Annotated in this window: 9 protein-coding genes; 5 read left to right on the top strand and 4 right to left on the bottom strand. The window is 64.7% G+C overall.

Going from position 1 to position 13,559, the window contains the following annotated elements; genetic code table 11:
* Nucleotides 1–103: 103 nt before the first annotated feature.
* Both fixJ and fixL read right to left on the bottom strand, forming a co-directional pair.
* Nucleotides 104–742, bottom strand: a complete 639-nt coding sequence (gene fixJ / locus BLA15945_RS24290) for an oxygen response regulator transcription factor FixJ (protein ID WP_006493245.1) — start codon at nucleotides 740–742, stop codon at nucleotides 104–106.
* The gene (fixL, locus tag BLA15945_RS24285; RefSeq protein ID WP_059233707.1) at nucleotides 739–3,255 is read right to left on the bottom strand and encodes an oxygen sensor histidine kinase FixL; all 2,517 of its coding nucleotides are present in this window, start codon (nucleotides 3,253–3,255) and stop codon (nucleotides 739–741) included. The genes fixJ and fixL overlap by 4 nt, the downstream gene beginning before the upstream one ends.
* 273 nt (nucleotides 3,256–3,528) lie before the next feature.
* Between fixL and aceE the strand changes: the two genes are divergently transcribed.
* From aceE to lpdA, 3 genes are all read left to right on the top strand, one after another.
* Nucleotides 3,529–6,225: a pyruvate dehydrogenase (acetyl-transferring), homodimeric type gene (aceE, locus tag BLA15945_RS24280; protein ID WP_174993529.1), complete on the top strand. Its 2,697-nt coding sequence runs from the start codon at nucleotides 3,529–3,531 to the stop codon at nucleotides 6,223–6,225.
* Nucleotides 6,226–6,294: 69 nt separating this feature from the next.
* On the top strand, nucleotides 6,295–7,956 hold the full coding sequence (gene aceF / locus BLA15945_RS24275) for a dihydrolipoyllysine-residue acetyltransferase (RefSeq protein WP_174993528.1): 1,662 nt from the start codon (nucleotides 6,295–6,297) through the stop codon (nucleotides 7,954–7,956).
* A gap of 279 nt (nucleotides 7,957–8,235) precedes the next feature.
* Complete coding sequence (gene lpdA, locus BLA15945_RS24270; protein ID WP_174993527.1) at nucleotides 8,236–10,002, top strand: dihydrolipoyl dehydrogenase; 1,767 nt, start codon at nucleotides 8,236–8,238, stop codon at nucleotides 10,000–10,002.
* Nucleotides 10,003–10,208: 206 nt separating this feature from the next.
* Here the strand turns inward: lpdA and BLA15945_RS24265 are convergent, their stop codons facing one another.
* Nucleotides 10,209–10,775, bottom strand: a complete 567-nt coding sequence (locus tag BLA15945_RS24265) for a phasin family protein (RefSeq protein WP_059233711.1) — start codon at nucleotides 10,773–10,775, stop codon at nucleotides 10,209–10,211.
* A gap of 78 nt (nucleotides 10,776–10,853) precedes the next feature.
* Here BLA15945_RS24265 and BLA15945_RS24260 point away from each other — a divergent pair, with 78 nt between their 5' ends.
* Nucleotides 10,854–11,198 (top strand): hypothetical protein, encoded by a 345-nt coding sequence (locus BLA15945_RS24260; protein WP_174993498.1) that lies wholly within the window; start codon nucleotides 10,854–10,856, stop codon nucleotides 11,196–11,198.
* Between the two features lie 231 nt (nucleotides 11,199–11,429).
* The gene (gene pbpG, locus BLA15945_RS24255; RefSeq protein ID WP_059233712.1) at nucleotides 11,430–12,599 is read left to right on the top strand and encodes a D-alanyl-D-alanine endopeptidase; all 1,170 of its coding nucleotides are present in this window, start codon (nucleotides 11,430–11,432) and stop codon (nucleotides 12,597–12,599) included.
* A gap of 127 nt (nucleotides 12,600–12,726) precedes the next feature.
* On the opposite strand, the gene BLA15945_RS24250 is transcribed toward pbpG, so the two are convergent.
* Complete coding sequence (locus BLA15945_RS24250; protein ID WP_059233713.1) at nucleotides 12,727–13,536, bottom strand: IclR family transcriptional regulator; 810 nt, start codon at nucleotides 13,534–13,536, stop codon at nucleotides 12,727–12,729.
* Between the last annotated feature and the right edge of the window lie 23 nt (nucleotides 13,537–13,559).

Below are 13,559 nucleotides of genomic sequence, written 5' to 3'. Positions count from 1 at the left end.
CCGGGAGGAAAGGCCGCCGCCGCGCGAGTGGGCCGCATCGCGCGGGGCGGCAAACACCGGTTGCAGGCCGGGCGGGCAGCGCCGCCGCGGCCGGCGTCGACGCTCAGGCCTGCTTCTTCGACAGCGCGAGGCGCAGCAGGTCGGCCACCGTGTTGACGTTGAGCTTTTCCATGATGTTCGCGCGGTGCGCTTCGACCGTCTTGATGCTGATGCCGAGATCGTCGGCGATCTGCTTGTTCAGGCGGCCCGCGATGATGCGTTCGAGCACCTGCTGCTCGCGCGCGGTCAGCTTCGACAGGCGTTCGCTCGCGGCACGCTGTTCCTGGACGCTCTTGCTTTCGCTTCGGGCCTTGTCGAGCATCCGCTCGACGAGCTTGCGCAACTCGGCTTCGTCGAACGGTTTCTCGATAAAGTCCATCGCACCCTTTTTCATCGTCGACACGGCCATCGGCACGTCGCCGTGACCCGTGACGAAGATGATCGGCAGCGCGGCATTGTCGGCGATCAGGCGTTCCTGCAGCTCGAGACCGCTCATGCCCGACATCCGCACGTCGAGGATCAGGCATGCGATCTGGCCGGCCTGCTGCGCCGGCTGGTATGCATCGAGGAACTGCTCCGCGCTCGAGAAGCATTGCACGCGATAGCCGTTCGCCTCCAGCAGCCAGCGCAGCGAGTCCCGTACGGCCTCGTCGTCGTCAACGACAAAGACGGTTTCCTGAGTGGTGGTGACAGGGCTATTCATAGTTCTCCCGTAACGGTATGTGATGCCGATGCCTCGCGCCCCCCTTGGCCGAGATCAGCGGGTTCCCCAATGGGCAGGCTGCAGTGGAACGTCGCGCCGGAAATGCGGCCATCCGGCTCGACGTTGTTGACCACCCACAGACGCCCCCGATGCGATTCGATGATCGAACGGCAGATGTTCAGCCCCATGCCCATGCCATCGGACTTGGTGCTGTAAAACGGTTCAAACAGGCGCTCGGCGGTCGCTTCGTCGACGCCCGGACCCTGGTCGATCACGCGGATGTCGACGAAGCCCGCATCGATGTCGGCGACGACGCGGATCACGCCGTCCGCCGCCGCCGGCTTCACGTCGGCCATCGCCTCGGCCGCGTTCTTCATCAGGTTCATCAACACCTGCTCGATCAGCACGGGGTCGACATAAATAATAGGCATTCTTGCGAGGATTTCCGTGACGATCCGGATCCTGCGCTTTCTGGCCTCGATTTCGGCAAGCCCGACCGCGTCGGCGACGATGTCCGCGACCCTTGCCGGCTGGCGTTTCGGCTCGCTGCGCTTCACGAATTCGCGAATCCGCTTGACGATCATCCCGGCGCGCAGCGCTTGCTGCGCGGTCTTTTCCAGCGCGGGCTGCAGCGTCTCGGGCGTGCCGCGGCCGCTCTTGACGAGCGCGAGCGTGCCGGAGCAGTAGTTGTTGATCGCGGCGAGCGGCTGATTCAATTCGTGAGCAATCGACGACGCCATTTCACCCATCGTCATCAATCGGCTCGTGAACTGCAGCTTCTCTTCCTGCTGGTGCGCGAGTTCCTGCGCCTTCTTGCGGGTGGTGATGTCGGTGGCGATCTGCATCTGCGCGAGGTGGCCGTCGACCCACTGGATGTACTGGCGGCGCACTTCGAACCATTTCTGGATGCTCTCGACGTACACCTCCTGCGCATCGGCGGTGCTGCTCGTCAGCGCGGCGGCCGGCAGGCCCGCGAACGCGTCGACCATGTCGATCGAGTCGGACGAGGCCTGCGCGCGGTCGAAGCCGCCGCCCGACAGCTCGAGATGGCCGTCCGGGCGGATGCCGAACAGGTGGCGGTAGTAGCGGTTCGCGAACAGCAGCTCGGCTTCGTCGGCGGCCAGCACCGACACCGCGGCGTCGAGGCTTTCGAGCACCGTCGTGAAGCGCTCGTGCGCGGCCGCGAGTTCCTCGCGTGCGCGCTTCGGCTCGGTGATGTCGGTCATCGACGACATCCAGCCGGTCTGGCGGCCCGAGCTGTCGATCAGCGGCGACACGTACAGGCGCGCGTGGAACAGCGTGCCGTTCTTGCGCCGCACGCGCAGCTCGAAGCCCGAACTCGGCGCCTTGCCGCGCAGCGTCATGTCGAGCTGGCGCTGCATTTCCGGGTAGGCGTCGCGCGGCCAGTACGGGAACGGTGCGACCTTGCCGACCAGGTCGGTTTCGTCCCAGCCGGTCATCCGGCAGAACGCGGGGTTCACGTGCGTGATGCGGCCGTGCATGTCGAGCACGCGCATGCCGATCAGCACCGAGTTCTCCATCGCCCGGCGGAAGAACGCCTCGGCGTACAGCGCCTGCTGCGCCTCGAAGCGCTGGCGCGTGTGCTTCCACAGGCTCCAGAGGCTCCACAGCACGAAGCACGACAGGCCGGCGACGAGCCACACGAGCGTGTTGTTGGTCAGGTTCGTGAGCTGCGGGAATGCGTACACGCGCACCGTCAGCCCCTGGCCGGGCGGGTCGAGCGGCAGGTCGTAGTGCGAATCGCGCGGCAGGCGCGGGCGCGTCGACGTGGACGACAGCTCGCGGTTGTTCGCGTCGGTGATCGAGATCTTGTACTTCGACGACAGTTCCTGCGGGATGTCGTGCTTCAGGATGCCCTCGACCGAGAACACGGCGGCAATCGAGCCGAGATATTCGCGGTCGCCGCGCATCACCGGCGTCTGCAGCGTGATGAAGCCGTTGCCGAAGTCGTCGTAGATCAGCGGCGAATAGGCCTGGCGGCGCGTGCTGCGCGCCTCGTCGTACGCGCCGCGCACGGCGTCCTGCATCTGCGCGTCGCCGGGCTTCGCGAGCCGCTGGCCGAGCAACGGCGGGTGCACGGTCGGCCAGCGCTGCACGCCGGGCGCGGTGTACCAGTTCAGGTAGAGGATTTCCGGATGCGTCTGCATCACGTCCGCGACGGCCATCTGGAATGCGTTCTGGTCGAGGCGGCCCGATGCGAGATCGCGCGACAGCGCCTGCAGCTGTTCCTGCGCACCCGTCATCGACAGGCGGATCTGCTGCTGCGCCCACGCGACGTTACGGAACAGGGTGTCTTCCTGCTGCTGCTGTTCGCGGCGATTCAGGCTCCACAGGATGAGGCTCATCACCACGAGGAACACCAGGATCGACAGCAGCGGCGTCAACAAATAGGAGTTGGACCACCACGGTCCGTGGTGCCAACGGGACGGCTGCGACTCCGCCGGCGGGCCCGGCGGTCGCGCCGAGCGTGCGAAAAGCCGATCGGTCAACATGGCAGGATTGTAGCGCAGCGCAATACATGGAAAACCTATACCGGATATGTTGAACGGAAACGGTTTTGTTCCGACGACACGTGCCGGAGAGCCCCGAAATATGGGTGCAGCGCAGCAATATTTCGCATTGCGAGAAAAGATCTCACAATTCGAAAATTTTGTTGCGCAGGCCCGTGCACGCTCATTACAATCCGCTGGAGCTTGCCCGCAGCCGGCCGTGTCGCGTCGTCTGCACGAGAGCGATCCTCACATTCCAGGACCCAGGAGACGAGAATGTCCGCTGTACCGAACGAAGTGATGAAATATGTCGCCGCCGAACGTGACGACGACCCGCAAGAAACCGTCGAGTGGCTGGAGTCGCTCGATGGCGTGATCTCCTCCGTGGGCACCGGCCGTGCGCATTACCTGATCGAAAAGCAGATCGAGTTCGCCCGCATGCACGGCGAACACCTGCCGTTCTCCGCCAATACCCCGTACATCAACACGATTCCGGTCGCCGGCCAGGCGAAGATCCCGGGCGACCAGGACATCGAGCACCGCATCCGTTCGTACACGCGCTGGAACGCGCTGGCGATGGTGCTGCGCGCAGGCAAGGACACGAACGTCGGCGGCCACATCGCGTCGTTCGCATCGGCCGCGACGCTCTATGACGTCGGCTACAACCACTTCTGGCACGCAGCGTCCGACCAGCACGGCGGCGATCTCGTGTTCGTGCAGGGCCACTCGTCGCCGGGCGTATATTCGCGCGCGTTCCTGCTCGGCCGCCTGAAGGAAGAGCAGCTCGACAACTTCCGCCAGGAAGTCGACGGCCAGGGCATCTCGTCGTATCCGCACCCGTGGTTGATGCCGGACTTCTGGCAGTTCCCGACCGTGTCGATGGGTCTCGGCCCGATCATGGCGATCTACCAGGCGCGCTTCATGAAGTACCTGGAAGCACGCGGCATCGCGAAGACGGAAGGCCGCAAGGTGTGGGCATTCCTCGGCGACGGCGAGACGGACGAACCGGAATCGCTCGGCGCGATCGGGATGGCGAGCCGCGAGAAGCTCGACAACCTCGTGTTCGTGATCAACTGCAACCTGCAGCGTCTCGACGGCCCGGTGCGCGGCAACGGCAAGATCATCCAGGAACTCGAATCGGAATTCCGCGGTGCCGGCTGGAACGTGATCAAGGTCATCTGGGGCAGCCGCTGGGATGCGCTGTTCGCCCGCGACAAGTCGGGCGCGCTGATGCGCCGCATGATGGAAGCCGTCGACGGCGAATACCAGACGTACAAGTCGGAGTCGGGCGCGTTCGTTCGCGAGCACTTCTTCAACACGCCTGAACTGAAGGCACTGGTTGCCGACTGGTCGGACGACGACATCTGGGCGCTGAACCGCGGCGGCCACGATCCGCACAAGATCTACGCGGCGTTCCACGAAGCCACGAACACGAAGGGCGCACCGACCGTCATCCTCGCGAAGACCATCAAGGGCTACGGGATGGGCGAGTCGGGCCAGGCGATGAACATCACGCACCAGCAGAAGAAGCTGCCGGTCGAGCAACTGAAGAAGTTCCGTGACCAGTTCCGCCTGCCGATCACCGACGAGCAGATCGCCGACGTGCCGTACCTCAAGTTCGAGGAAGGCTCGAAGGAACTCGAATACATGCGCCAGAAGCGCATGGACCTCGGCGGCTACCTGCCGCATCGCCGCGAGAAGGCGACGTCGCTGCCGGTGCCGGCGCTCGACGCGTTCGAGCCGCTGCTGAAGGGCACGGGCGAAGGCCGCGAGATCTCGACGACGATGGCGTTCGTGCGGATCCTGAACATCCTGCTGAAGGACAAGGCGCTGGGCAAGCGCGTCGTGCCGATCGTCCCGGACGAATCGCGTACGTTCGGCATGGAAGGCCTGTTCCGCCAGATCGGTATCTGGAACCAGGAAGGCCAGAAGTACGTGCCGGAAGATTCCGACCAGCTGATGTTCTACAAGGAATCGCAAACCGGCCAGATCCTGCAGGAAGGCATCAACGAAGCGGGCGGCATGTGCGACTGGATCGCGGCGGCGACGTCGTACTCGACGCACGGCGAGATCATGGTGCCGTTCTACATCTTCTATTCGATGTTCGGCTTCCAGCGGATCGGCGACCTCGCCTGGGCCGCAGGCGACATGCGTTCGCGCGGCTTCCTGCTCGGCGGTACCGCGGGCCGCACGACGCTGAACGGCGAAGGCCTGCAGCACGAAGACGGCCACTCGCTCCTGTGGGCGGCATCGGTGCCGAACTGCGTGAGCTACGACCCGACGTTCGGCTATGAACTCGCGGTGATCATCCAGGACGGCCTGCGCCGCATGGTGCAGGACCAGGAAGACGTGTACTACTACGTCACGGTGATGAACGAGAACTACGAGCACCCGGCGATTCCGCAGGGCGAGCACGTGGCGGCCGACATCATCAAGGGCATGTACGCGTTCAAGAAGGCCGACGCCGACAAGAAGGCGCCGCGCGTCCAGCTGCTCGGCGCGGGCACGATCTTCAACGAAGTGATCGCTGCCGCCGACCTGCTGAAGAACGACTGGGGCGTTGCCGCCGATCTGTGGAGCGTGCCGAGCTTCACCGAGCTCGCGCGTGAAGGCCACCAGGTCGAACGCTGGAACCTGCTCCATCCGACCGAAGAGCGTCGCCTGTCGCACGTGCAGAAGTGCCTGAAGGACACGCAGGGCCCGGTCATCGCGTCGACCGACTACGTTCGCGCGCTGGTCGACCAGATCCGCGGCCAGATCGATCGCCGCTTCGTCGTGCTGGGCACGGACGGCTTCGGCCGCTCGGATACCCGCGAGAAGCTGCGTCACTTCTTCGAAGTCGACCGTCACTGGGTCACCGTCGCCGCGCTCAACGCGCTGGCCGACGAAGGCACGATCGAGCGCAAGGTGGTCGCGGACGCGATTGCCAAGTACAACCTCGATCCGTCCAAGCCCAACCCGATGACCGTTTAACGCACACGCCGTGTGATGCCGCGCGCCGCTCCCGCGAGGGAGCGCGCGCAGCCATGGAGACAGAAACAGATGAGTCAAGCGATCGAAGTGAAGGTGCCGGATATCGGCGATTACAAGGACGTGCCGGTGATCGAGATCGGCGTGAAGGTCGGCGATACGGTCGAGCCCGAGCAGTCGCTCGTCACGCTCGAGTCGGACAAGGCGACGATGGACGTCCCGAGCCCGGTAGGCGGCGTCGTGAAGGAAATCAAGGTCAAGGTGGGCGATTCCGTTTCGGAAGGCTCGCTGATCATCCTGCTCGAAGGGGGCGCCGCGGCGCAGGCCAATGGCGCGGCTGCGCCGGCCGCAGCACCGGCTCCGGCAGCAGCGCCGGCACCGGCCGCAGCAGCCCCGGCGGCCGCAGCAGCCCCGGCGGCCGCACCGGCCGCAGCCGGCGGCACGCTCGAAGTGAAGGTGCCCGACATCGGCGACTACAAGGACGTGCCGGTGATCGAGATCGGCGTGAAGATCGGCGACACGGTCGAGAAGGAACAGTCGCTCGTCACGCTCGAGTCGGACAAGGCGACGATGGACGTGCCGAGCCCGGCCGCCGGCATCGTGAAGGACATCAAGGTCAAGGTGGGCGATTCGGTATCGGAAGGCACGCTGATCGTGCTGCTCGAAGCCGCAGGCGCACCGGCCGCCGCCCCGCAGGCGAGCGCACCGGCTCCGGCCGCTGCCGCGCCGGCACCGGCTGCCGCACCGGCACCCGCGAAGGCTGCGCCGGCACCGGCTGCTGCCGCACCGGCCGCCGCGCCGTCGGGTGAATACCGCGCCAGCCACGCGTCGCCGTCGGTGCGCAAGTTCGCGCGCGAACTCGGCGTCGAAGTCGCTCGCGTGCAGGGTTCCGGTCCGAAGGGCCGTATCACGAAGGAAGACGTCACGGGCTTCGTGAAGGGCGTGATGACGGGCCAGCGCGCGGCACCGAGCGCGGCAGCCGCGCCGGCAGGCGGCGGCGAGCTGAACCTGCTGCCGTGGCCGAAGGTCGACTTCTCGAAGTTCGGCCCGTTCGAGGCGAAGCCGCTGTCGCGCATCAAGAAGATCTCGGGCGCGAACCTGCATCGCAACTGGGTGATGATCCCGCACGTCACGAACAACGACGAAGCGGACATCACCGAGCTCGAAGCGCTGCGTGTCCAGCTGAACAAGGAGCACGAAAAGGCGGGCGTGAAGTTCACGATGCTCGCGTTCGTGATCAAGGCAGTCGTCGCCGCACTGAAGAAGTTCCCGACCTTCAACGCGAGCCTCGACGGCGACAACCTCGTGTTCAAGCAGTACTTCCACGTCGGTTTCGCGGCCGATACGCCGAACGGCCTGGTCGTGCCGGTGATCCGCGATGCGGACAAGAAGGGCCTCGTCGACATCGCGAAGGAAATGAGCGACCTGTCGAAGGCCGCGCGCGAAGGCAAGCTGAAGCCGGACCAGATGCAGGGCGGCTGCTTCTCGATCTCGTCGCTCGGCGGGATCGGCGGCACGAACTTCACGCCGATCATCAACGCGCCGGAAGTGGCGATCCTCGGGTTGTCGCGCGGGCAGACGAAGCCGGTGTGGGACGGCAAGCAGTTCGTGCCGCGTCTCATGCTGCCGCTGTCGCTGTCGTATGACCATCGCGTGATCGATGGCGCGGAAGCCGCGCGGTTCAATGCGTATCTCGGCGCGTTGCTCGGCGATTTCCGTCGCATCGCTCTTTGATGAGCGGGGGGATGGCTCGCGGGGGCGTGGTTTTGTGTAGGTTCTCCACGCCTTTGTCATTGAACCTGTTTCGCTAACGGTCTATTGGCGTCGCCCCTGCGCGGGGCGGCGGTCACTTTTCTTTGTCTTCCAAAGAAAAGTAACCAAAAGAAAGGCGCGTCCTTGGGCGGACGGCAAAGGTGGTCCTGCCCAGGTTCCCGTCCTTCTGTCAGGCCGTAGTAGCGGGTTTTTCGCGGGTTTCTCCTCCTCTGTCTGCAGCTAATCAAGAAGGGGACAGTAATGAGTCTCATCGAAGTCAAGGTTCCGGATATCGGCGATTTCAGCGGCGTCGATGTCATCGAAGTCAACGTCAAACCCGGCGACGTGATCGAAAAAGAGCAAACGCTCATCACGCTCGAATCCGACAAGGCCTCCATGGAAGTGCCCAGCGACGTCGCCGGCACCGTCAAGGAAATCAAGGTCAAAGCCGGCGAGAAAGTCTCGCAAGGCACCGTCATCGCCATCGTCGAAGCCTCGGCAGGCGCCGCGGCGCCCACGAAGGCACCTGAGGCAGCGAAGCCCGCAGCCGCTGCACCGGCGCCGGCCGCAGCCGCTCCGGCGCCCGCGCCGCAAGCCGGCAGCTACGCCGGCGCAGCCGACATCGAGTGCGACATGCTCGTGCTCGGCGCCGGCCCCGGCGGCTACTCGGCCGCGTTCCGCGCGGCCGATCTCGGCATGAAGACCGTGCTCGTCGAACGCTACTCGACGCTCGGCGGCGTGTGCCTGAACGTAGGCTGCATCCCGTCGAAGGCGCTGCTGCATACGTCGCTCGTCGTCGAGGAAGCCGCGGCGCTCGCGTCGCACGGCATCACGTTCGGCAAGCCGGAAGTCGACCTCGACAAGCTGCGCGACTTCAAGGGCGGCGTCGTCAAGAAACTGACGACGGGCCTCGCCGGCATGGCCAAGGCACGCAAGGTCGAAGTGGTCACCGGCGTCGGCGCATTCGTGGATCCGGTCCACATGGAAGTGCAGGGCGAAAACGGCAAGAAGGTCGTCAAGTTCAAGCAGGCGATCATCGCCGCGGGCTCGCAAGCCGTGAAGCTGCCGTTCATGCCGGAAGACCCGCGCGTCGTCGATTCGACGGGCGCTCTCGAACTGCGCCAGCTGCCGAAGCGCATGCTCGTGATCGGCGGCGGCATCATCGGCCTCGAAATGGCCACGGTGTACTCGACGCTCGGCGCCGAGATCGACGTCGTCGAAATGATGGACGGCCTGATGATGGGCGCCGACCGCGATCTCGTGAAGGTCTGGGAAAAGTACAACGCGAAGCGCTTCGGCAACGTCATGCTGAAGACCAAGACGGTCGGCGCGGAAGCGAAGGAAGACGGCATCTACGTGAAGTTCGAGGGCGAGAAGGCGCCGGCGGAAGCGCAGCGCTACGACCTCGTGCTCGTCGCAGTGGGCCGCAGCCCGAACGGCAAGAAGATCGGTGCCGACAAGGCCGGTGTCGCAGTCACGGACCGCGGCTTCATCGACGTCGACAAGCAGATGCGCACGAACGTGCCGCACATCTTCGCAATCGGCGATATCGTCGGCCAGCCGATGCTCGCGCACAAGGCCGTGCACGAAGGCCACGTCGCAGCGGAAGCCGCGCACGGCGAGAAGGCGTATTTCGACGCACTGCAGATCCCGTCGGTGGCCTACACCGATCCGGAGGTGGCGTGGGCCGGCAAGACGGAAGACCAGTGCAAGGCCGAAGGCATCAAGTACGGCAAGGCCGTGTTCCCGTGGGCCGCTTCGGGCCGCGCGATCGCGAACGGCCGTGACGAAGGCTTCACGAAGCTGATCTTCGACGAGGAAACCCATCGCGTGATCGGTGGCGCCATCGTCGGCCTGAACGCGGGCGACCTGATCAGCGAAGTGTGCCTCGCCGTCGAGATGGGCGCGGACGCGGAAGACATCGGCAAGACGATCCATCCGCACCCGACGCTCGGCGAATCGGTCGGCATGGCCGCCGAACTGTACGAAGGCGTCTGTACGGACCTGCCGCCGCAACGCAAGAAGTAACGCAGCCGGCACGGCCGGCCATGCGCCGGCCGCGAAAAAACGCCGCCGCCCGGGCAATCCGGGCGGCGGCGTTTTCTTTTGTACGCAGCTGGCGCGAGGGTCAAGCAGCCGTTCGAAGCCGGCTGGCGGCTGCCGGTTCGCACACGTTCCGGCGTCAGAAACGAAAAAGCCGCGCTGGGCGCGGCTTTTTCAGGAGCAGGGGACGCTTACGCAGCCGGCTTGCTCGAACGACGTGCAGCAGCGGCGGTAGCAGCCTTCGTTGCGACGGCAGCAGCAGCGTTGAAGTTCGTTTCAGCGATTTCGACGGCTTGCTTCGTGGCCTTCTGAACCGTTTCGTACGTGGTGTTCGCAGCGTTCAGTGCCGACTTCAGCGCGGCGACAGCCGTTTCCGAACCGGCCGGGGCGTTCTTCGCGACGTTGTCGACGAGTGCCTGGACCTTCTTGTTCTGCTCTTCGAATTGCGCTTCGGCAACCTTCGTGAACTCGGCTTGCGTCGACGATGCGATTTCGTACAGGTGACGGCCGTACGACAGCACCTTTTCAGCGACCGGCTGCGACAGGCTGGCTTGCAGTGCGATCAGTTCCTGAGCGTCCTTCACCGACAGCAGACGCTGTGCGTTTTCCTGGCTCTCGGCCAGCGTCGACTTCACGACCTGCAGGTTGAGTTCGATCAGCTTTTCGACGCCTTCGAACGCCTTGGTCGTCAGACCGAACAGGCTTTCGAGGTTGGCTTTTTGTGCAGCGGCGATTTGCTCGGGGGTCAGCAAGGACATGTCAAGCTCCTGAAAAGCGATCACGTCGATCGCAGGGTAAAGGGCACTACGCAGGGGAACCTCGGATGTGCGTGCTTTGTGCAACGCAGCAATGAGGCGTATTTTAGGGCAGAGAAAACGGATGTCAAGTATTATTTGTGCGTTGCACAATCGCGACAAATTATCGATAAAACAACGAGTTATCGTGGTCGTCCGGAATCGGTTTCACGCGTGATCCCAGATGGTGCGCACGACCGCGGGGCAAGCGCGGCGCACCATGATCATGCACAGGTAAACCTGACAGGCCCATGGAACGTTATCCTTCTGTCCTTGTCGAAAAACGCGCTGTTTTTGATGCGCGTGCCGTTGCGACGTGCCGCCGCCACGGTCGAGACCGGCGCCTTTGGCACGCCGGGCACCGGATACGTAGTTTCCCCGCTTTAAATCGCCTCCAAAGTGACGTTATCTCAATTAACCGTGTGGTAATCGGGAGACGGGCGCTGTCGGGCAGTGCACCCATGAGTTTTTTCGATGGGGGCGGGAGGGTTCATTGGTCTGAGGTTGACCGACCCTTACATTCCGGTTTAACGACGATCGGTAAGTGCCTAATATTGCTCTTTTTTTCAGCTTTAACTACACTTGCGGGAACCTCCCGCCCGCTTTGTCCAGACCCCAATGAAAGCCGAATCGTTTTCACCCCGCAGATTGTTGCAGAGCATGACGCTCGGCACGGCTGTGTCGGTCGCAGTCGCCTTGCTGGCGACCACCGCGTCCGTCGTGCCTGCTGACGCCTTTGCCGCCACTGCGAAGACCCAACAAGCCGCCAAGAAAAAGGCCGTCGCTCCTGCTTCGTCAGCGAAGAAGAAGTCGGCCAAGGCGACGTCCGACAAATCCGCCAAGGTCGCTGCGGCCGATGCGCCGCGCGCGAAAGCGTCGCGAAAGCGCGTGACGCTCACGGCGAACAACCTGCATGGCGGCCATCGCGGCGCGGTCCGCAAGGTCGCGTTCCAGCCGCGCCGGCCGACGGTCGGCCAGGCGTTCGGCCTGCACGACACGCCCGACGCGCTCGCGCTGCGTTCGAGCGTCGCGTACGTCGTCGACCAGAATTCCGGCGAGCCGCTGTTCGACAAGAATTCGCACGCCGTCGTGCCGATCGCGTCGATCTCGAAGCTGATGACGGCGATGGTCGTGCTCGACTCGAAGTCGCCGATGACCGACCAGATCGAAGTCACCGACGAAGACCGCGACTACGAGAAGGGCACGGGCTCGCGCCTGTCGGTCGGCTCGGTGCTGTCGCGCGAGGACATGCTGCACATCGCGCTGATGGCGTCGGAAAACCGCGCGGCCGCGTCGCTGTCGCGCTACTACCCGGGTGGCCGTCCGGCGTTCATCGCTGCGATGAACGCGAAGGCGAAGGCACTCGGCATGACCGATACGCACTTCGAGAATTCGACGGGCCTGTCGAGCTCGAACGTGTCGAGCGCACGTGATCTCGTGAAGATGGTCAATGCGGCGTACCAGTACCCGATGATTCGTCAGTTCTCGACCGATCGCACCTACGAGGTGTACACGGGCAAGCGCAACCTGGTCTACAACAGCACCAATGCGCTGATCCGCGGCAACGGCTCGTGGGACATCGGCCTGCAGAAGACGGGCTTCATCAACGAAGCGGGCGAATGCCTCGTGATGCAGGCGACGATCCACGGCCGGCCGATGGTGATGGTGCTGCTCGATTCGTTCGGCAAGTACTCGCGCTTCGCCGACGCATCGCGCCTGCGCAACTGGCTCGACGCCGGCGGCGGCGAGCGCCTGACGGCAGCCAACACGCCGAACGGCGGGACCTGATCGCGCCGCGGCGCTTCATGGCCGCTTCGCAGGCTGCAACGAAAAAGCCCCGCAATCGCGGGGCTTTTTTTCGTCCGGCAGAACCGGAACCGGAACCGGAACCGGAACCGGAGCGGCGAGGGCAGCCTTACGCCTGCCGCTGCAGCCCGTCCACGTCCTTCGAGGGCGCCGGCCGGTAGCCGAGCGATTCCGAGATGGTGAGCGCGGTGCGGCTCAGCTGGCCGAGCCATGCGTCCTGCAGGCGGTCGGCCGGTGCCGACAGCGACAGGCCCGCGACGAGCTTGCCCGAATCGTCGTAGATGCCGGCCGCGATACAGCGCACGCCGAGCTCCAGCTCCTCGTTGTCGCGCGCGCACGATTGCTGGCGGACGATCGTCAGCTCGCGCTCGAGCTTTGCGATGTCGGTGATGCTGTTCTGCGTATGGCCGGACAGCCCCGTGCGCGTGGCATAGGCGCGCACGCGCGATGTTTCGTCGGCCGCGAGGAACAGCTTGCCGACCGACGTCAGGTGCAGCGGCGCACGGCCGCCGATCGCGCGGACGACCTGCATCCCCGAGCGCTCCGAATACGCGCGCTCGATGTAGACGATCTCGTCGCCCTGACGCACCGACAGGTTCACGGTCTGCCCGGTGAGACGGTGCAGCTCGCGCATCGGCATCAGCGCCGCGTCGCGCACCGACAGGCGCGCCTTCACGAGGTTGCCGAGCTCCAGCAGCCGCATGCCGAGGCGATAGGTGCCGGGATCGGAGCGGTCGACGAGGCGACAGGTCACCATGTCGTTGAGGATGCGGTGCGCGGTCGACGGGTGCAGCTCCGTGCGCTGCGCCAGTTCCTTCAGGCTGACAGGATCACTGTGCGCGGCGAGCGCGTCCAGCAGCCGCATCATGCGTTCGATCACCTGGATCGACGTTTTTGAATCCGGGGTGGGTTGGCTCATGTCGGGGGAGAAATCGGTTGACG

The organism is Burkholderia arboris, from assembly GCF_902499125.1.
Lineage (GTDB): Bacteria > Pseudomonadota > Gammaproteobacteria > Burkholderiales > Burkholderiaceae > Burkholderia > Burkholderia arboris.
The sequence above is the reverse complement of the archived record's forward strand: the minus strand, read 5'-3'. Positions and strand labels throughout refer to the sequence as shown.